A 17938-nucleotide genomic window follows, 5' to 3' on the forward strand; every position below is an offset into this window, starting at 1 on the left:
GACAGCAGACGCATTGCACGGCCGCGCCACGCGGCTATGGTCCCGCCATCCTGAGGCGCCGCCGTGGCACGGCCGGCCGCCCGCCCTGCTCCTGGAGTTCCGCATGGCTCTGATTTTCCCAAAGCGCTCCCTCTCCTTCTTCTCCGGCGTCTGCAGCGCGGCGCTCATCCTGTCGCTGGGCACTGCGACCCCGGTCTGGGCGCAGGGCAGTCCCGCAGCCGCAGTGAAACCCGCGCCGCTGACCGACCTCGTCCGGCAAGTCGACATTCCCTATGAGATGTTCACGCTGAAGAATGGCCTGCGCGTGATCGTCCATACCGATCGGAAAGCGCCGGTGGTCGGCGTCACCGTCTATTATCGCGTGGGCTCCAAGAACGAGCCCGAGGGCAAGACCGGCTTTGCCCATCTTTTCGAGCATCTGATGTTCGGGGGATCGGAGAATGTGCCGACGCCCGACGAGACGCTGATGGGCGCGGGCGCGAGCGGGCTGAACGGCTCCACCTGGTTCGATCGCACCAATTATGTCGAGACGATGCCCACCGGCGCGCTCGACCTCGCCCTGTTCGCCGAGGCGGACCGCATGGGCCATCTGCTGGGCGCGGTCACGCAGGCCAAGCTCGACGCGCAGCGCGCCGTGGTCCAGAATGAGAAGCGTCAGGGCGACAACCAGCCTTACGGCCTCGTCGAATATGCGCAGCTCGCCGCCCTGCTGCCGAAGGGTCACCCTTATGCCCACTCCACCATCGGCTCGATGGCCGATCTGGACAGTGCCAGCCTGGAAGACGTGAAGACCTGGTTCCGGGACAATTACGGACCGAACAACGCGATTCTCGTGCTCGCTGGCGATATCGACCTGCAGACGGCGCGGGAGAAGGCGGAGAAATATTTCGGCGCCATTCCCGCCGGTCCGGTCGTGAAGCCGGTCGTCTCCCCGGTGCCGACGCTGCCGGCGCGCATCGATCAGGTGATGAAGGATCGCGTCGCGACCACCCGGCTCCACCGCATGTGGGTGACGCCGGGGCGCAACGACAAGGATTCCTCGCTGCTCGCAGTAGGCGCGGCCGTGCTCGGCGGGCTCTCCAGCTCGCGGCTCGACAACGAGCTGGTGCGCAAGGAACAGGTCGCGGTCGGCGTGACGGCGAGCCTGCAGCAATTCGAGCAGATCGGCTTCGTTGAAGTGACGGCTGACGTGAAGCCTGGCGTGGACCCCGAGCTGGTCTCGCGCCGGCTGGACGAGATCATCGCCGATTATGTGAAGACCGGCCCGTCCGCCGACGAAGTGACGCGCGTCGCGACCCGGCAGGTTTCAGCGGAAATCGCAGCGCTGGAAGTGGTCGGCGGCTTTGGGGGCAAGGCGACGACCCTTGCCGAGGGGCTGCTTTATGCGGGGGATCCGGGCCAGTACAAGAAGGACCTCGCCGCTATCGCCTCCGCCACGCCCAAGGGCGTGACCGCCGCGATGCAGCGCTGGCTGACGCGCCCGGTCTACGCGCTCAAGGTCGAACCGGGCGAGCGCGAGGCCTATGAGGAAGCCGCGGTGAGCGCGCCGGGCGAAGCGGCTGCGCAGGAAACCGCGCCTGCCGCCGCGCCGAAGCTGGCACTGCCGGACGTGACGTCGAGCCCGGCGCTCGATTTTCCCGATGTCGAGACCGCGACGCTCGCCAATGGCATCAAGGTCCACCTCGCCCGCCGCGCGACGGTGCCTGCCGTGCGGATCGCCGTCAGCTTCGACGCCGGCATCGCGAGCGACCGCAAGGACCGGCTGGGCCTGAGCGCGCTGATGCTGAGCCTGCTCGACGAAGGCACGACCACGCGCTCGACGATCCAGATCGCCGAGGAGCAGGAACGGCTGGGCGCCAGCATCTCGACCGGCCAGAGCATGGACCGCACGTCCGTCTCTCTCTTCGCGCTCAAGGCCAATCTCGCGCCCTCGCTTGACCTGCTGGACGACGTGGTGCGCAATCCCGCCTTCGCTCCGGGCGAGGTCGAACGCCTGCGCGCGACTCAGCTCGCCGGCATCGCCGCGGAAAAAACGCAGCCCCAGGGACTGGCGAGCCGCGCCATCTTCCCGCTGCTTTATGGCAGCGAGCATCCTTATGGCAGCTCGGCCAGCGGCCGTGGTGACGAAGCCAGCGTGAAGGCCATCACTCGCGAGGATCTCCTGCGCTATCACAGCTCCTGGATGGTGCCCGGCAAGGCACAGATCTTCGTGGCGGGCGACATCACCATGGCGGAGATCAAGCCTCTGCTCGATGCCCGGTTCGGAAGCTGGCCGCAGAATCGCATGGCCTCGCCCACCAAGGACTTCGCCGTGACGATTCCGGACCCCAAGCCCGGCGTTTATCTGATCGACCGGCCGCAATCGCCTCAATCGATGATCCTGGGCGGCGTGGTCACGAGCGCGAAGGGCAGCGACGACCTGCTGGCCTTCAGCACGGCCAATGTCATCCTGGGCGATGATTTCCTGTCGCGGCTCAATACCGACATCCGCGAAGTGAAGGGCTGGTCCTATGGCGTGCGCGCCTATCTCACGCCGCGCGTGGAGCGCAGCCCCTATATCGTCGCGGCGCCGGTGCAGGCGGACAAGACGGGGCCTGCCATCGCCGCCATGCGGGACGATATCGCGCAGTTCGTGGGCGCCAGGGGCGTGACGCCGCAGGAGTTCCGCCGCGTCATCAGCGGGGAGATCGCCAAGTTGCCGGCGCGCTTCGAGACCACGGGCGCGGTGCTTGGCCAGATGCAGGCGGACGCGCTGTTCGGCCGGCCGTTCACTTATGTGGAGACGCTGGGCCAGCGTTATGCCGCGCTGACGCCGGAGGAGCTGGACAAGGCAGCCCACACCCTGATCGATCCCGCCCGGCTGAGCTGGGTCGTGGTCGGTGACAAGGCGAAGATCAAGGACCAGCTCGATGCGCTCGGCATGCCCGTGACGGAGATTGACTCGGACTCGCCGGCTGCTCAATAGCCCGGCCATGCTATGAAGGAGACAGCCATGACCAAGGTCGACGGCGCCTATGACTGCATCACGAAGACGCCGATGGGCGAGCAGCCCAGTGTCTTCACGATCGTGACGGACGGGGACAGGTTCAACGGCACGAACGCCGGGCCGCTCGGTTCGCTCGACGTGAAGGACGGCAAGGTGGACGGCAATCGCCTGAGCTGGACGATGGAAATGACCATGCCCATGCCGATGACGCTGAAATGCGAGGCGGTGGTGAACGAGGGCACGATCACCGGCACGATCGATGCCGGCGCCTTCGGCACGCTCACCATGTCTGGCACGCGGCGCGGCTGAACCGGAACGGGGGGCGGCCTCCTGCCCCCCTTCTGCACGGCGCAGGATGCCCGATGGCAATCATCGGGCACTCGGGAACGGACATGCGGAATGAGCGGCATTATGTCGTTGGCGCCATCACGGCGTTCCTGAACCGCACCGGCAGCGGTCAGGACTGGGGCGACTTCACCTCATCGCCGCTTCGCGATGCGGAGCTGGACCGCATCCGGCAATGCGCCGGCGCCATCGACCTGCCGCTCGATGCCGAGGGCGAAGCCGCCTTGCGCGCCCTGCTCCAGCAAGCCGACCTCGTCAGCGTCTATGATGGTCCGGTTCCGTGGCGCCTGTCCGCCGGGGGTTTCGCGGGGCTCCTGCTGGGCGCCATCCTCTGGTGGTTCCACCATCTTCCCGGCGCGGGACTCTTTCACGATCTCCATCTGCTGGTGGTTCCGGCGGCACTGGGTGCTTTCCTCGTGGCCTTGCGCAACAGCCGGATGAAGGTCGGCGCGCATGACCCGCGGATCGTTGCCCAGAACAGGCGCGGTCGGGTCTGACGAGCCCGGGCGCTGCCTGGAAACGGCCGGACTTGCCGACTGCGCCCACGACACTTGCGCAATGCCCTGCTTCGCGCCTCAGCGCTTCCCCCCTCCTCCAAGCGCGGAAGCCGGACACGAAAAAGGGCGGTCGCAGTGACGACCGCCCTTTCCATGTGATCGATGGCTGCTTCAGTCGACCGTGACGGTGACCGCGCGGCGATTCTGGGCCCAGCTGGCTTCGTCCGATCCCAGCGCCACCGGGCGCTCCTTGCCATAGCTGATGGTCGTGATCCGGCCGGCGTCGATGCCCAGGGCCGCCAGATAATTCTTGGCGGCGTTGGCGCGGCGCTCGCCCAGAGCGAGGTTATATTCGCGCGTGCCGCGCTCGTCGCAATGGCCTTCCACCGTGATGCGCTTATTGGGATAACGCATCAGCCATTCGGCCTGGCTGCGCAGCACGGCGCGATCTTCGTCATCGATATCGCTCTTGTCGGTATCGAAGAGGATGGTGTCCGACGTGACGCTCGCGATGAAGTCCGCCTGGCTGCCGGCAACGGGGCCGGACGGCGGGGGCGGCGGGGTCGGTGTCGTCGGAGCCGTATCGGCTGGCGGCGGCGGAATGTCTTCGGGCGCTTTCTTGGAGCAGGCCGATAGTGCCAGCGCGGCACTGGAAACAAGTAGCATCACAGATGTCGTACGCATGGGTCTTCTCCTATTGTCCTCGCTCAAAGGGGTAACCGTTCATCGCATGCTCGGGGCGTTTGGCCGACAAGTCAACCACCAAACGTCATGAATTCGTTCCAAAATCTCATTGCAACAGGGGACCCCAGGCCGGGTCGGAACCATCTACCGGCGTCTGGATCTGCCGCAGGTTCACCCCGGTCAGGTCCACTTGCCAGATCGACGAGCGGCCGCCACGCCCCTGGCTGGTGCGGAAGAACTGCAGCACCCGGCCGTTGGGGGACCAGGTCGGCGCCTCGTCCTGCCAGCCATTGGTCAGCAGGCGCTCGTTGCCGCCGCTCGGGCTCATCACGCCGATGCGGAAATTGCCCGCGATCTTGGTGAAGGCGATGAGGTCCCCGCGCGGGCTCCACTCGGGCGTGGCATAGCGACCGCCGCCGAAGCTGATGCGGCGCTGGTCCGAACCATCAGCATTCATCACATAGATCTGCTGCCCGCCTGAACGATCGCTCTCGAACACGATGCGCGCGCCGTCTGGCGAGAAGGAGCCGCCGACATTGATGCCTGGCGTGTTGGTCAGCCGGACCGGCCGCCCGCCATTCACCCCGATCTTGTAGATGTCGGTATTGCCGCCACTTGCCATCGAATAGAGCAGCGTGCGGCCATCCGGCGACCAGCGTGGGGCGAAAACTGCGTTGTTCGTTTCGAGGATGGCGCGCTGGCGTCCCTGATCCACATCGTAGATGTAGATGCGGACGGTCTTCCCGACATAGCTCACATAAGCGATCGACTTGTAGTCGGGCGACCAGCGCGGCGTGAGCGCGAGGCTCTGGCCATTGGTGATGAAGCGGTGATTCGCGCCGTCGCTGTCCATGATCGCGAGGCGCTTGACCCTGTTATCCTTGGGGCCTGTCTCCGCGATATAGGCGATGCGGCTGTCGAAGAAGGGGCTTTCGCCGGTGAGGCGGGAGTAGATGAGGTCCGCGCAGCGGTGCGCGGCGCGGCGCCAGTCGCGCGGCGCGACGACATAGCCCTGCCGCGTCAGTTCGCTCTTGAGCGCGACGTCGAAAAGATAGCAGCCCACGGTGATCTGCGAGTCCCCGCCGGCCGACCGCACGAAACCCTGCACCAGCGCCTCCGCGTTCATGGCGGACCAACGCTCGAACTCGGGATTGGTGACAGCCGCGATCGAGGGGCGCGGCATGCCATCCGGCCCGAGCGGCGTGAACAGGCCGCTGTTGCGCAGGTCATTGGCAATGACTTCGGCGATTTTCTGCCCGAGCAGCTCGGTCGAACCGGCTGGCGTCTCGACATTCTGCTGCGCCGGCATGGGCGGAATCGCGATGCGCAGATCATTCTCGATCTGGCCGGTCACGTCCACGCTGAGCTGCGCGGCGGCAGGCGCAGTGACGAGAACGGTGGCGAAAAGACACATGGCGCCGCGCAGGCGCGGAAGAATGGACAAGGTCATTGGGACAGTCTCGCGTCAAATCTGAGGGGCTGGAGCCATTTCCACTGGTCGTAATATTCCGGCGGCAGGTTACGGAACGGCGACGCGCGCATCACGGCCTGGATGGCACGCTCGGCATGCAGGTCTGCCTGAGCACGATTGCTGGCGGTGATGCCTTGCTGGCCCACCACTTCGATCCGTCCCACGACCGCGCCGTTCCGGTCGAGATGGACGCTGAGCAACGTCACGAGCCGATCGGCATCGGCACCGGAAGGCGGGCGCCAATGGGGCTTGATCTGCCGGTTGATCTCCGCATTGAGCGCGCGCGCGGCCACCGCGCCCATCGGCGCGGCCGATCCGCTGGTGGCAGGCGCATTGCGGGATGGCGGCGCATCACTCTCCAGTCCCTTGAGGAAATCGCTGCCAAGGCGCGAAGCGCGCTGAGGCCGGGGCTTTTCCTGCGGCTTGGCCTCCGCCTTCGCTGGTGCGGGCTTCTGCTGTTCCTTCGGCGTGGCCTTGGGCGGTGTCGGCCGGGGCGTCTCGCGCGGCTTGGGCGGTGCGGGCTGCGTGGCGCTAGGCCGCTCCGGCGCGGCAGGCCGCGGCGGGGGAGCGAGCGGCGCCGGCGCCGCTTCCACGGGCTCGGGCGGCGCGGCATCGGGCTCCGTCTCGCCCACTTCGGGCGCAACGGCGCTGGTCGCGGTCTCCGCCGCGGGCTCGGTGGTCCGACTTTCGAGGGCAATGCTGTCCGCGAGCGAGACGTCGATCGTCGCGGGCGGCGGGGGCAGAGTCACGCTGGTCGTGAGCAGGCCGAGCGACAGCGCGCCGAACAGCAGGACATGGCCTGCCGTCGACACCCCCAGTCCGAGACGTTCGCTCCGGTCCATCATGAACGGCCTATTGATCGCCAGATGAACGCGTGCTGGACGAATCCGATCCAGTTGTGCCAGCCGTCGTGACGAGCGACACGCGGTCCAGCCCCGCCCGGTTCAGTTCGCCCATCACACGCATCACCGTGCCATAATCCAGTCCGGCATCGGCGCGCAGGAACAGCTGGTCGGTGGGTGAGAGCGTCTCGCGCAGAGCGGCAAGGCGCTGCGGCAGCGCCTGTTCCGGCACCGGCTCGTCGTTCAGGAACAGCGCGCCGTCCCGGTCGATGGACAGAACGCTCGGCCGCTGGTCCTGATCAAGCGCGCGGGCGCGGGATTCGGGCAGGCGGATGGGAACGCCGGTGACCAGCAGGGGCGCTGTGACCATGAAGATGATGAGCAGCACCAGCATGACGTCCACCAGCGGCGTCACGTTGATCTCCGCCATGGGAGCCCGGCGCCCGCCGCCGCGCCGGCCGGGAGGAAGGCTCATCGACATCAGGCTTCAAGCTCCCGGCTGAACGTGGTGTAGAGGCCGTCCGAAAAACGCTGGAGCCGCGCCTCGAGCCGGTTCACGCCATGGCTGAGCCGGTTGTAGGCGATGACGGCCGGAATGGCCGCGAAGAGGCCGATCGCGGTCGCGAACAGCGCTTCCGCGATGCCCGGCGCCACCACGGCGAGGCTGGTGTTCTGCTCGCCCGCGATTGCCGTGAAGCTGCGCATGATGCCCCAGACGGTACCGAAGAGGCCAACGAAGGGCGCCACCGAGCCGACGGTCGCCAGGATGTTCAGCCGGTCCGAAATCCGGTCGATGGTGCCGGCGAGGGCCGATCCCATCGCTGTGGCCAGCCGATCCCGCGTCCCTTCCGCCTGCATGCCCCGCAGGGCAGTGGAGCGCCGCCACTCCCCGATCGCGGCGGACAGCAACTGCGCGCTCGGCAGATCCTCCTTGCCCCGCTCCTTCACGAAGGCGTCCATGTCCTTGGCCTGCCAGAACGCGCGCTCATACTCCTCGCAGCCCTTGCGCAGGGTCTTCAGGCGGCCCGAGAAGCTGACGATGATGCTCCAGGTCCACACGCTCGCCGCCAGCAGGCCGAGCATGACGATCTTCACGACGATGTCCGCTTCCATGAACAGGGTGAGCGGCGACAGGGTGATCGGACCGGTCGAGGCCGGCGGCAGCGCAGCGGCAAGGAAAGGCGGCAGGGTCATGAGCGAATCAATCTCTCCGGGCTTGTCTGATGCTCTTTTCGAGCGGGGATAGCGGATGAGGCCGAGTGCAAGCGACCGGCCTGGAGGCACGAGTCGCTTGGGCAGCACAAGGTGAACCGCAGATGAATCTCATGCCGCGCGCAGGCGGTTGAACCGCTCTATCCAGTCGGCTGGCTGACGACGCGGGCGCCCCGTGGGATCGACGAAGGCCACGGTCACGTCCGCCTGTGCCAGCAACACGTCGCCCCGCCACACGGCCTGGGCGATCACGCATCGCGCGCCGCCCACATCCTCGAGGCGACTGCGCACGAGCAGGTCATCGTCCAGCCGGGCGGGGGCACGATAGCGAAGGTCCGCACGCGATACGGCATAATGGCCCAGCCCCTGCTCCACGGCGGCGCGCTGGTCGATCCCCGCCACGCGCAGCATGTCCGAGCGCGCGCGCTCCATGTAGCGCAGGAAATTGGCATGGTAGACGACGCCCGACAGGTCGGTATCCTCATAATAGACGCGCAGCGGGAACAGGTGCTCCGCGCCCTCGAAAAAGCCCGAGGCGGGCAGAGGTTCCGGCTTGGTCGGCATGAAGCGACCATAAGGGAGCGGATTCGCCGGGGGAAGGGAAAATGCCCCCCGCGTTCCGCTCGCGCCGGTCCTTTTCCGGGCGACCTTCCCCGCGCCCGCTCCAGCGGCACCTTCGGCGCTGGGGCACCCGCTTCCAAAAGACGCGCGATGGCACCGAAAAGGCCTTGATCTCGGGGCTGGCGCGATGAAGGAATCATCGCGGGTCATGACGGGGTGGGGATCGCATGAAGACATATCTGGCCGGCTGGGGCGCCGGCGCCATTCTTGCACCGCTGCTTTTCATCGGGCTGGCGATGCCGGGCGTGGCGAAAGCCCCCGTGGATCGCAGCAGGCTCGATGATCTGATCGCGCGCGCTGATGCCGCCGACCCCGATTCCGATCCGGAAGCTTACCGCGCGCTGGGCGCGGCGGCGCTTGCCGAAGCGAAGCGTCTCTACCCCGCGGGTCATCCCGAAGTCGCGGCACGGGAGCTCTCTGTAGCGCAGAGCATGGCGACCCGCGGCGAGATGGCCGAAGCGCTGGCGATGCTGGACCGGATCATTCCCGTGCTGGCGGGCGCCGTCTCCGATCCGGCCTACCGGGCCTCCTGGCGCAACGCGCTGGGGACGCGGGGCTATATCCTGAACTTCCAGGGCGATCATGCCGGCGCCTTGGCCATCACCGAGCAGGTCGTCGCCGATTTCGCGGCCGATCCGGCAGCCGGACTGTCCAAGGACCGGGCCACAGCGCTCAGCAACCTTGCCGCTTCCTATCTCGAGCACGGCCGGCTGGAGGATGCGCTCGCCCGCAATGCCGAGGCCATCGACATCGCGCTGAAGCTGCCGCAAGTGCCGGTCGACGTCGGCATCTGGTATGGCAATCGCGTCGTCTACCTCTACACGGCCGGCCGCACCGAGGACGCGATCACCACGGCGCAGACCGCGATCGCCCGCCTCGGCCCGGCCATCGGCCCCGAGCACGCGATGATGGCCAATCTCCATGCCAATCTCGGCGCCATCATGCTGCGGGTGAACCGGCCCCGCGACGCCATGCCCATGATCCGGCGCGCATACGAGCTGCTCGAGAAGGCCGCGGGCGCGCCGACGCAGACCAGCGCGACGATGCGCGTGCAGTTCGCGCAGGCCCTCGTCCGGGCGGGGCAGTTCGAGGATGCCGTCGCCTTCCTGGAGGTGGCGACGCCGATCATCGACGCGCAGCTGGGCAACCAGAGCGACCGGGCCCTCAATGCGCGCGACACGCTGCTCGTGGCGCTGATCGGCGTGGGCGATGGCGCGCAAGCGCAGGCGCTGGCGCAGCAGCTGGTGGCTGTGCGGGACGAGCGGTTGCCGGCGGGACATCGCGACCGGGCCAATGCCCGGGACAATCTGGCGAAGGCGGCGTTCGCCAATGCCGACTGGCCCACAGCCGCGCGCGCGGCGGAGGAAGCGGTGAGCCTTCGCGCGGCAATGCTCCCGGCCAGCCATCCCGACCTGTTGCTCGCCCGGGCCATGATGCTGCGCGTGCAGGACCGTGCCAACACGCGCGATGCCGCCGCGCTGCTTGCGGAGGCGCGGAGCCTGTTTGAGGCAATGGTGCTCAATGCGAATCTGCTGCGCGGCTCGGCGCAGGCGGAACGGCAGCGGCCCGCCTATGGCTGGCTGGCCGAGCTGTTCGCGCGGCGCGGCGCGGTCGAGGAGGCTTTCCAGGCGCAGCAATGGGCGGCGCGCACTGCGCTCGACGACGTGCTGGCCATCGCCGCGCTGGAGCGCGCCACCGCGACCGGCCCGGACCTCGCCGCGCTGATCGGTGAGCGGCGCCAGCTCCTCGCGGCACGGCAGGGACTGGAAGCGCAGCTGGACGCCAATCTCGGCAAGCCGGACGCGACATTCGATCTGGCGGGTCTCTCGACGGCGCTGGAAGCGAACCTCGCCGAGATCGCGCGGCTCGATGCATCGCTGGACGCCGAAGAGCGGGCGCGCCTGTTCTTCCGCCCTTCCACGCTGGCGGAGGTCCGGGCCGCAAGCGATCCGCGCACCCTCACGCTCATGATCACCGCGCTGGACCAGATGCATCTGGTGACGGCCATCGATGGCCGCAGGGTGCGGCAATATGAAATCGACGCCGCCGCCCCCATCGCCGCACTGGTCGCGCGGCTGCGCTCCGCGCTCGACATGGGCGAGGCGTCGACATTCGACAGGGACGCGGCCGCGCAGCTCCATGCGCTGCTCTTCCCGCGCGACATCGCGGCGATGATGCGGCCCGCCCGGCGGCTCGCGATCATCGCCAATGGCGCGCTGGGCGCTCTCCCTCTCGGCCTCCTCGTGCCGGACATCCGGTCGCGCGACTATCTGGCGGACCGCCATGTGATCAGCCGCCTCGTCCGCGCGCCGCGCGCCGGGCAGTCGACGCAGGAGGCTGCGATATCGGGCGCGGCCCTGATCGCGCTCGGGGGCGTGGAAGGGCGGCAGGCCGGCGCGCGAATGGCCATGCGTTCGGCCGGGACAGCGCAGGCGATCAATGCCCTGGCCGATCTGCCCGAGGCCCGCCGGGAGCTGGCCACCCTGGCGCAAGCGCTTGGCGCGCAGGCGCCGCAGATCTTCACCGGGGCGGCCGCAACCAAGGCGCGGCTGCGCGCTCTGGATGTCCCGCCAGACGCCATCCTCGCCTTTGCGACGCATGGCCTCGTGGCCGGCGATCTGGACGGGCTGGCCGAGCCTGCCTTGCTGCTCACGCCGGAAGGCGAGGACGACGGACTGCTCAAGCCCAGCGAGATCGGCCGGCTTGACCTGCCGGCCGGGCTCGTCATCCTCTCGGCCTGCAACACCGCCGGCGCGGCTTCGGGCGATCGGCCGCAGCTGTCCGGCCTCGTGCAGGGCTTCTTCCTGGCCGGGGCCCGGCGCGTGATGGCGAGCCACTGGCTGGTGCGCGACGACATGGCCCGCCGGCTCTCGGTGGGCACGGTTCGCGCCATCCGTGAGGGCATGGACCCGGCGGGCGCGCTCGGCAGGGCCATCCGCACGGTCCGCACCGGCAAGGACGGCGAAGCCGCGGTGGACCATCCGGCACTCTGGGCGCCGTTCGAACTCTTCTCTGGTTGAGGGCCCCGCGCGCGGGGAGTGGACGCTTCGGAAAGCCAGCGACCGGGGACAGGCCGGTCGCCGAGACGCCTACTTCTTCTTGCCGAAGTCGATCGTCACCACGTTCGAGCCCTCATCGCCATCGATCGCGGGCTCGTCATTCTCCGCCGCGTCATGGGGATCGGGCTCGTCGCCACTGTCCTGCACCTGGAACTCCAGGCTGAAGTTCACCGCAGGATCCACGAAGAAACGCAGCGCGGCAAACGGGATCACCAGATGCGCCGGCACCTGATTGAAGGTCAGACTCACCTCGAACGTGTCCGCCCCGACCTTCAGGTCCCAGAACTTGTGCTGAAGCACGATGGTCATCTCGTCGGGAAAGCGCTCGACCAGCCGCTGCGGAATGCTGACGCCGGGTGCCTGCGTCTTAAATGTGATGTAGAAATGATGGTTGCCGGGCAGCGCCCCGGTCCGCTCGATATCCTTGAGCACGCGCCCCGGTATGGCGCGAAGGGCTTCCTGGACGATCTCGTCATAGGGAATCAAGCTGTCAGGCGTCTCGTCCGTCATGGCCACAGTCCTAGCGCAGAGGACGGGGTGGTCAAGCGGGGAGCGGCGCCGGGCGTTCATGTCGCGGCGCTCCGGCCATGGGAGAAGCACGTTGCGCCCCTGCGCGAGCGCGCTATAGGCCGCAGCCATGCGCACGGCAGAAATCAGCAGGAAGACCGCGGAAACGTCCATCGACGTGCGGGTCAATCTCGACGGGACGGGCACCTACGCCATCTCGACCGGCATCGGTTTCCTCGATCACATGCTCGAGCAGCTGTCGCGCCACTCGCTGATCGATCTCGACGTGAAGACGGTCGGCGACCTGCATGTCGACCAGCATCACACCACGGAAGATACCGGCATTGCGGTCGGCGAGGCGATTGCCAAGGCGCTGGGCGACAAGCGCGGCATCCGCCGTTATGGCGAAGCGCATTCGCCCATGGACGAGACGTTGACGCGCGTCGCGCTGGATATCAGCGGCCGACCCTGGCTGGTCTGGAAAGTGCAGATCGGCATGCAGCGCCTCGGCGAATGGGATACCGAGCTGATCGAGCACTGGTTCCAGAGCTTCGCCCAGAGCGCCGGCATCACGCTTCATGTCGAGACGCTGTACGGCTCCAACAACCATCACATCGTCGAGAGCTGCTTCAAGGGGCTGGCACGGGCGCTGCGCAGCGCGGTGGAGATCGACCCGCGCAAGAGTGATGCGATCCCCTCCACCAAGGGCGTGCTGTAGGGCGCCATGACCGTCGCCCTCATCGATTATGGCGCCGGCAACCTGCACTCGGTGCACAATGCCCTGAGAGCGGCCGGCGCGCATGGCGTGGTCATCACGGCCGATGCCGAGGTCGTTCGCCGCGCGGATCGTGTCGTGCTGCCGGGTGTCGGCGCGTTTCGCGCCTGCATCGAGCCGCTGCGGGCCATACCGGGCATGATCGACGCCATGCGGGAAGCAGTGTTCGATGGCGGGCGGCCGTTCCTGGGCATCTGCGTAGGCATGCAATTGCTCGCTGATGCGGGCGAGGAATTCGGCCGTCACACCGGTCTCGGCTGGGTTCCGGGAACGGTGCGGCTGATCGAGCCGACAGTCCCCGGCATCAAGGTGCCGCATATGGGCTGGAACGATGTGACGCCGGCGGCGGCGCATCCGCTGCTCGTTCCCGGCGAGGCCTATTTCCTGCACAGCTATCATTTCGCGGCGGCTGATCCGGCGCATGTCATGGCCGTCACGGACCATGGCGGGGCGCTGGTGGCGGCCGTCGGCCGGGACAATATCCTCGGCGTGCAGTTTCATCCCGAGAAGAGCCAGGCTTACGGTCTCGCGACGCTCGCACGCTTTCTGGAGTGGAAGCCATGAGCGCTGCCGGCGGCATCCCGCCCTTCATCGTCTTCCCCGCGATCGACCTCAAGGGCGGGCAGGTCGTGCGGCTGGCGGAAGGCGACATGGACCGCGCCACCGTCTATGGTGACGATCCGGCCCATCAGGCGCGGCTGTTCGCCGAGCAGGGCTCCGATTTCCTCCACGTGGTGGATCTTGATGGCTCCTTTGCCGGCCGTGCCGTCAATGGCGCCGCGATCGCTTCGATCGTCGCGGCCTTTCCGGGGCATGTCCAGCTTGGCGGCGGCATCCGGGACGCGCAGGCGGTCCAGGGCTGGTTCGAGGTCGGCGTGTCGCGCGTGGTCATCGGCACGGCGGCGCTCAAGAACCCGCAATTCGTGAAGGACATGGCAGCCGCTTATCCGGGCGGCATCGTGGTTGCAGTGGATGCGCGCGACGGCATGATCGCCACGGACGGCTGGGCGGAGAAATCGGACATGCCGGTCGTCGACCTCGCGCGCCGGTTCGAGGATGCCGGGGTGGCATCGCTGCTCTTCACGGACGTGGGACGCGACGGGCTGCTCAAGGGCGTCAATATCGAGGCGACCGTCGATCTTGCCCGGGCGGTGGACATCCCGGTCATCGCCAGCGGCGGTGTGGCCGGCATTTCGGACATCCGCATCCTCAGCCTCCATGCCGGAGACGGGATCGAAGGCGTCGTGACCGGGCGCGCGCTTTATGACGGGCGGCTCGATCTGCGCACAGCGATCGAAGTGGCCAGCGCGGCATGACCGTCCGCACCCGGATCATTCCCTGCCTCGACGTGGCCAACGGCCGGGTCGTGAAGGGCGTCAATTTCGTCGACCTGCGGGACGCCGGCGATCCGGTGGAGCAGGCACGGGTCTACGACGCAGCCGGCGCGGACGAACTGTGCTTCCTCGACATCACGGCCAGTCACGAGGATCGCGGCACTCTGCTCGATATCGTCGCGCGGACGGCCGAAGTGTGCTTCATGCCGCTCACTGTGGGGGGCGGCGTGCGCTCCGCCGCCGATGCGCGGGCGCTGCTGCTTGCCGGGGCGGACAAGGTGGCGGTGAACAGCGCCGCCGTCGCGCGCCCGGAGCTCGTGGGCGAGATCGCGGACAGGTTCGGCAGCCAGTGCGTCGTGGCCTCGGTCGATGCGCGGCGCAGTGGCCCCGGACGTTGGGAGATCTTCACTCATGGCGGCCGCCGCGCGACAGGTATCGACGCGATTGCCCATGCGCTGCGACTGGCGGCGCTGGGGGCAGGCGAGCTGCTGGTCACGTCCATGGACAGCGACGGGACGCGGCAGGGCTATGACATCGAGCTGATCCGCACGATTGCCGACGCCGCACCGGTGCCGGTGGTGGCGAGCGGCGGGGTAGGTACGCTCGACCATCTTGTCGAAGGCGTGAAATCGGGCCATGCGAGTGCCGTTCTGGCGGCATCCATCTTTCACTTCGGGCAGCATAGCGTTAAGGAGGCACGGTTGGCGCTTGCGGCCGCCGGGGTTCCCGTCCGCAGTGCATGAGTGCCTGAGGGTCGCATTCCTTATCGTGACGAACGCCGGCTCGAGCCGGGCGCGATGACAGTGATTGTCCTTGTGGGGGGACGGATATGAAGCTTGGCATGGGCTTGCGCATGCTGCTGGCAGCTGTGCTTATCGGCGGAGCGATGCTCGGCATCGCTGCGATCTTCTATGCGCCCGCAAATGGCGCGGCACCAGGTTCCCGAACGCCTGACTGGGCGCTCCTTGCTGCGGCGGGCGCGGCATTCCTCATCGGCAGGCTTGTCATCCGGAGCGGCCCGAGGCCTGACCGGAAGCAGCGCCGCTGAACACAGCCGGCCCGGCGACAGGCGGCAGCAGCCGCCCGCCTGCGTTGCACCGGAAAGACACTTCCCAAACGCTGTCCCCGTCGCGCGCAGCGCGCAAAATCCATTGACGGCGGACGCCGCAGCGGCAAGGACGTCGCCCCATGGAGACATTGGCTCGCCTCGAGAAACGGATTCAGGACAGGCGCGGCGCCGACCCCGCGACCTCCTATGTGGCGAAACTCTTCCGGTCCGGCCGGCCCAAGATCGCGCAGAAGCTGGGGGAGGAAGCGGTCGAGACCGTGATCGCCGCTCTCGGGAGCGATCCGGATGCGCTGACCGGCGAGGCTGCGGACCTGATGTTCCATCTCATCGTCCTGCTGTCCGATTGCGGCGTCAGCCTGGCGGATGTCTGCGCCGAGCTGGACCGGCGGGAAGGCGTCTCCGGCATCGTCGAGAAATCGTCCCGCCCGAAGGAGTAGAGCCGTGCCCATCGATCCCACGCTCCCCTATGACGAGGGAAATATCTTCGCGCGGATCCTGCGCGGGGAAATCCCGAACAAGACGGTCTACGAGGATGAGCACGTCCTCGCCTTCCACGACATATCGCCCAAGGCGCCGACCCATGTGCTGGTCATCCCCAAGGGCGCCTATGTGAGTTGGGATGATTTTTCCAGCCGCGCCAGCGATGCGGAAATCGGCGCTTATGTCCGCGCCATCGGGCTGATCGCGCGCGAGGCGGGGCTGGTCGAGCCGGGCTATCGGCTGCTCGCCAATGTCGGCGAGGACGGCGGGCAGGAAGTGCCCCACCTCCATATCCACATATTCGGCGGAAAGCCGCTGGGGCCGATGCTGGCCCGCTGACCCTCGGCCGGGCGCATCGGCGGGTTTCGCGCCACCGCGCCGGACTGCTTCGCACTTGCACCCAATGATTTAGTCTCTAGTCTGCCTCCCCATTCAGGGGGACAGCGGCACATCGACCGCTGCACATCGAAAGAGACAAGCGCATGATCTTTGGCCGCATCAAGCCGCTGGACGCCATTCTCGCCACTGCCGAAAAGAAATCGCTGCACCGCTCGCTGGGGGCTTTCCAGCTCACCATGCTGGGCATTGGCGCAGTCATCGGCACCGGCATTTTCGTTCTGACCGCCGAGGCCGCCCAGAAGGCGGGCCCCGGCATGATGATCAGCTTCATCATCGCGGGTTTCGTCTGCGCCGTCGCGGCGCTCTGCTATGCGGAAATGGCCTCGATGGTGCCGGTGTCCGGCTCGGCCTACACTTACAGCTATGCCGTCATGGGCGAGATCATCGCATGGATGGTCGGCTGGGCACTCATCCTCGAATATGCCGTGGCGGCGGGCGCCGTGTCGGTCGGCTGGTCCGGCTATGTCATCGGCCTGATCGAGCACGCCTTTTCCATAGACATACCTGATCTGCTGGTGCTGGGCCCGTTCGATGGCGGCCTCATTAACCTGCCGGCGATGCTCATCGCCGGGCTCGTGACCTGGCTGCTGGTCATCGGCACCAAGGAAAGCGCGACCGTCAATGCCGTTCTCGTCGCCATCAAGGTGACGGCGCTCACCTTGTTCATCATCCTCGCGATCCCGGTCATGAACAGCGAACAGTTCTCGCCGTTCGCGCCCACCGGCTTCCTGGGCATCTCGATGGCGGCGGCATCGATCTTCTTCGCTTATGTGGGCTTCGACGCGGTGTCGACGGCGGCTGAGGAAACGAGGAACCCGCAGCGCAACATGCCCATCGGCCTCATCGGCAGCCTTCTCTTCTGCACCGTCTTCTACCTGCTGGTGGCAGCGGGCGTCATCGGGGCGCCGGGCCTCTCCAGCCAGCCGGTGCGTGACGCGGCGGGCCTGGTGCTCGAGCCCGGCAGTCGCGAACTCGCCAGCCAATGCGCGGCGCGCGCGGCGGAAGGCTTCAAGGACGTGGTCTGTTCCAAGGAAGCGCTGGCCTTCACGCTGCGCGAGATCGGCTGGCCGCAGATCGGCAACCTGCTCGGCCTCGCCGCCGGGCTCGCCCTGCCCTCCGTCATCCTCATGATGATGTTCGGCCAGACCCGCATCTTCTTCGTCATGAGCCGCGACGGGCTGCTGCCCCCGGCCTTCTCGAAGATCCATCCGCGCTTCAACACGCCGCACGTCATCACGATCATCACCGGCGTCTTCGTGGCGCTGTTCGCGGCCTTCTTCCCGGTCGGCCAGCTCGCCAACATCTCCAACTCCGGCACGCTGTTCGCCTTCGCCGCCGTGTCCATCGCAGTCCTTGCCCTGCGCCGGACGGATCCCAAGCGCCACCGGCCGTTCCGTACACCCGCCGTCTATCTCACAGCGCCGATCGCGATCGCCGGCTGTGCCTATCTGTTCATCAGCCTCGATCACAAGAGCATCATTCTCTTCCTGATCTGGGCAATCATCGGCCTGGCCGTCTATTTCGGATACAGCCGCAAGCGCAGCCATGTCGGCCTTGGCCATGTCGAAGTGCATGAGGACGATCCGGACGCGCCGCCGCAGCCGGTGCCGCCAGTCAACTGACCGTCTCGCGAACGGGACAAAGGAAAAGGGCCGCC

18 protein-coding genes are annotated in these 17938 nt (G+C 67.4%); 11 read left to right on the forward strand and 7 right to left on the reverse strand.

The window, feature by feature from the left end; genetic code table 11:
* The first annotated feature begins 103 nt into the window (after window positions 1–103).
* The 3 genes from SLG_RS01195 (at window position 104) to SLG_RS20145 (ending at window position 3828) form a co-directional block, all read left to right on the forward strand.
* A complete protein-coding gene (locus SLG_RS01195) occupies window positions 104–2965 on the forward strand; it encodes a M16 family metallopeptidase (protein ID WP_014074570.1) in 2862 nt (953 codons plus the stop codon).
* 27 nt (window positions 2966–2992) lie between these two features.
* Complete coding sequence (locus tag SLG_RS01200; RefSeq protein ID WP_041391668.1) at window positions 2993–3295, forward strand: hypothetical protein; 303 nt, start codon at window positions 2993–2995, stop codon at window positions 3293–3295.
* 83 nt (window positions 3296–3378) lie between these two features.
* The gene (locus tag SLG_RS20145) at window positions 3379–3828 is read left to right on the forward strand and encodes a hypothetical protein (protein ID WP_148276456.1); all 450 of its coding nucleotides are present in this window, start codon (window positions 3379–3381) and stop codon (window positions 3826–3828) included.
* 171 nt (window positions 3829–3999) lie between these two features.
* Here SLG_RS20145 and pal read toward each other — a convergent pair whose 3' ends face one another.
* The 6 genes from pal to ybgC form a co-directional block, all read right to left on the reverse strand.
* On the reverse strand, window positions 4000–4512 hold the full coding sequence (pal, locus tag SLG_RS01210) for a peptidoglycan-associated lipoprotein Pal (protein WP_014074573.1): 513 nt from the start codon (window positions 4510–4512) through the stop codon (window positions 4000–4002).
* 106 nt (window positions 4513–4618) lie between these two features.
* The gene (gene tolB, locus SLG_RS01215) at window positions 4619–5962 is read right to left on the reverse strand and encodes a Tol-Pal system beta propeller repeat protein TolB (protein WP_014074574.1); all 1344 of its coding nucleotides are present in this window, start codon (window positions 5960–5962) and stop codon (window positions 4619–4621) included.
* Window positions 5959–6828, reverse strand: a complete 870-nt coding sequence (locus tag SLG_RS01220; RefSeq protein WP_014074575.1) for a TonB C-terminal domain-containing protein — start codon at window positions 6826–6828, stop codon at window positions 5959–5961. Before SLG_RS01220 ends, tolB begins: the two co-directional genes overlap by 4 nt.
* 7 nt (window positions 6829–6835) lie before the next feature.
* Window positions 6836–7306, reverse strand: a complete 471-nt coding sequence (locus tag SLG_RS01225; protein WP_014074576.1) for an ExbD/TolR family protein — start codon at window positions 7304–7306, stop codon at window positions 6836–6838.
* Window positions 7306–8019, reverse strand: a complete 714-nt coding sequence (gene tolQ, locus SLG_RS01230; RefSeq protein ID WP_014074577.1) for a protein TolQ — start codon at window positions 8017–8019, stop codon at window positions 7306–7308. Before tolQ ends, SLG_RS01225 begins: the two co-directional genes overlap by 1 nt.
* A gap of 129 nt (window positions 8020–8148) precedes the next feature.
* Entirely contained in the window at window positions 8149–8601 is a 453-nt protein-coding gene (gene ybgC / locus SLG_RS01235; protein WP_014074578.1) for a tol-pal system-associated acyl-CoA thioesterase, read from the reverse strand.
* Between the two features lie 224 nt (window positions 8602–8825).
* Here ybgC and SLG_RS01240 point away from each other — a divergent pair, with 224 nt between their 5' ends.
* On the forward strand, window positions 8826–11678 hold the full coding sequence (locus SLG_RS01240) for a CHAT domain-containing tetratricopeptide repeat protein (protein WP_014074579.1): 2853 nt from the start codon (window positions 8826–8828) through the stop codon (window positions 11676–11678).
* A gap of 69 nt (window positions 11679–11747) precedes the next feature.
* Here the strand turns inward: SLG_RS01240 and SLG_RS01245 are convergent, their stop codons facing one another.
* On the reverse strand, window positions 11748–12227 hold the full coding sequence (locus SLG_RS01245) for an SspB family protein (protein ID WP_041391669.1): 480 nt from the start codon (window positions 12225–12227) through the stop codon (window positions 11748–11750).
* Window positions 12228–12354: 127 nt separating this feature from the next.
* On the opposite strand from SLG_RS01245, the gene hisB reads away from it, so the two are divergent.
* The 7 genes from hisB to SLG_RS01285 all read left to right on the forward strand — a co-directional run bounded on the left by hisB (window position 12355) and on the right by SLG_RS01285 (window position 17903).
* Window positions 12355–12942: an imidazoleglycerol-phosphate dehydratase HisB gene (gene hisB / locus SLG_RS01250; RefSeq protein ID WP_014074581.1), complete on the forward strand. Its 588-nt coding sequence runs from the start codon at window positions 12355–12357 to the stop codon at window positions 12940–12942.
* 6 nt (window positions 12943–12948) lie between these two features.
* On the forward strand, window positions 12949–13563 hold the full coding sequence (hisH, locus tag SLG_RS01255; RefSeq protein WP_014074582.1) for an imidazole glycerol phosphate synthase subunit HisH: 615 nt from the start codon (window positions 12949–12951) through the stop codon (window positions 13561–13563).
* The gene (gene hisA, locus SLG_RS01260; RefSeq protein ID WP_014074583.1) at window positions 13560–14315 is read left to right on the forward strand and encodes a 1-(5-phosphoribosyl)-5-[(5-phosphoribosylamino)methylideneamino]imidazole-4-carboxamide isomerase; all 756 of its coding nucleotides are present in this window, start codon (window positions 13560–13562) and stop codon (window positions 14313–14315) included. The genes hisH and hisA overlap by 4 nt, the downstream gene beginning before the upstream one ends.
* Window positions 14312–15076 (forward strand): imidazole glycerol phosphate synthase subunit HisF, encoded by a 765-nt coding sequence (hisF, locus tag SLG_RS01265; protein WP_014074584.1) that lies wholly within the window; start codon window positions 14312–14314, stop codon window positions 15074–15076. The genes hisA and hisF overlap by 4 nt, the downstream gene beginning before the upstream one ends.
* Before the next feature lie 445 nt (window positions 15077–15521).
* A complete protein-coding gene (locus SLG_RS01275) occupies window positions 15522–15839 on the forward strand; it encodes a phosphoribosyl-ATP diphosphatase (RefSeq protein ID WP_014074586.1) in 318 nt (105 codons plus the stop codon).
* Window positions 15840–15843: 4 nt separating this feature from the next.
* A complete protein-coding gene (locus tag SLG_RS01280; RefSeq protein ID WP_014074587.1) occupies window positions 15844–16221 on the forward strand; it encodes a histidine triad nucleotide-binding protein in 378 nt (125 codons plus the stop codon).
* Window positions 16222–16364: 143 nt separating this feature from the next.
* Complete coding sequence (locus SLG_RS01285) at window positions 16365–17903, forward strand: amino acid permease (RefSeq protein ID WP_014074588.1); 1539 nt, start codon at window positions 16365–16367, stop codon at window positions 17901–17903.
* Window positions 17904–17938 lie beyond the last annotated feature (35 nt).

This window comes from Sphingobium sp. SYK-6, assembly GCF_000283515.1.
Taxonomy (GTDB): Bacteria; Pseudomonadota; Alphaproteobacteria; order Sphingomonadales; family Sphingomonadaceae; genus Sphingobium; species Sphingobium lignivorans.

Coding starts and splice junctions, on each gene's coding strand:
- SLG_RS01195 (WP_014074570.1), top strand. CDS start 104: ATGGCTCTGATTTTCCCAAAGCGCTCCCTCTCCTTCTTCTCCGGCGTC.
- SLG_RS01200 (WP_041391668.1), top strand. CDS start 2,993: ATGACCAAGGTCGACGGCGCCTATGACTGCATCACGAAGACGCCGATG.
- SLG_RS20145 (WP_148276456.1), top strand. CDS start 3,379: ATGCGGAATGAGCGGCATTATGTCGTTGGCGCCATCACGGCGTTCCTG.
- pal (WP_014074573.1), bottom strand. CDS start 4,512: ATGCGTACGACATCTGTGATGCTACTTGTTTCCAGTGCCGCGCTGGCA.
- tolB (WP_014074574.1), bottom strand. CDS start 5,962: ATGACCTTGTCCATTCTTCCGCGCCTGCGCGGCGCCATGTGTCTTTTC.
- SLG_RS01220 (WP_014074575.1), bottom strand. CDS start 6,828: ATGATGGACCGGAGCGAACGTCTCGGACTGGGGGTGTCGACGGCAGGC.
- SLG_RS01225 (WP_014074576.1), bottom strand. CDS start 7,306: ATGTCGATGAGCCTTCCTCCCGGCCGGCGCGGCGGCGGGCGCCGGGCT.
- tolQ (WP_014074577.1), bottom strand. CDS start 8,019: ATGACCCTGCCGCCTTTCCTTGCCGCTGCGCTGCCGCCGGCCTCGACC.
- ybgC (WP_014074578.1), bottom strand. CDS start 8,601: ATGCCGACCAAGCCGGAACCTCTGCCCGCCTCGGGCTTTTTCGAGGGC.
- SLG_RS01240 (WP_014074579.1), top strand. CDS start 8,826: ATGAAGACATATCTGGCCGGCTGGGGCGCCGGCGCCATTCTTGCACCG.
- SLG_RS01245 (WP_041391669.1), bottom strand. CDS start 12,227: ATGACGGACGAGACGCCTGACAGCTTGATTCCCTATGACGAGATCGTC.
- hisB (WP_014074581.1), top strand. CDS start 12,355: ATGCGCACGGCAGAAATCAGCAGGAAGACCGCGGAAACGTCCATCGAC.
- hisH (WP_014074582.1), top strand. CDS start 12,949: ATGACCGTCGCCCTCATCGATTATGGCGCCGGCAACCTGCACTCGGTG.
- hisA (WP_014074583.1), top strand. CDS start 13,560: ATGAGCGCTGCCGGCGGCATCCCGCCCTTCATCGTCTTCCCCGCGATC.
- hisF (WP_014074584.1), top strand. CDS start 14,312: ATGACCGTCCGCACCCGGATCATTCCCTGCCTCGACGTGGCCAACGGC.
- SLG_RS01275 (WP_014074586.1), top strand. CDS start 15,522: ATGGAGACATTGGCTCGCCTCGAGAAACGGATTCAGGACAGGCGCGGC.
- SLG_RS01285 (WP_014074588.1), top strand. CDS start 16,365: ATGATCTTTGGCCGCATCAAGCCGCTGGACGCCATTCTCGCCACTGCC.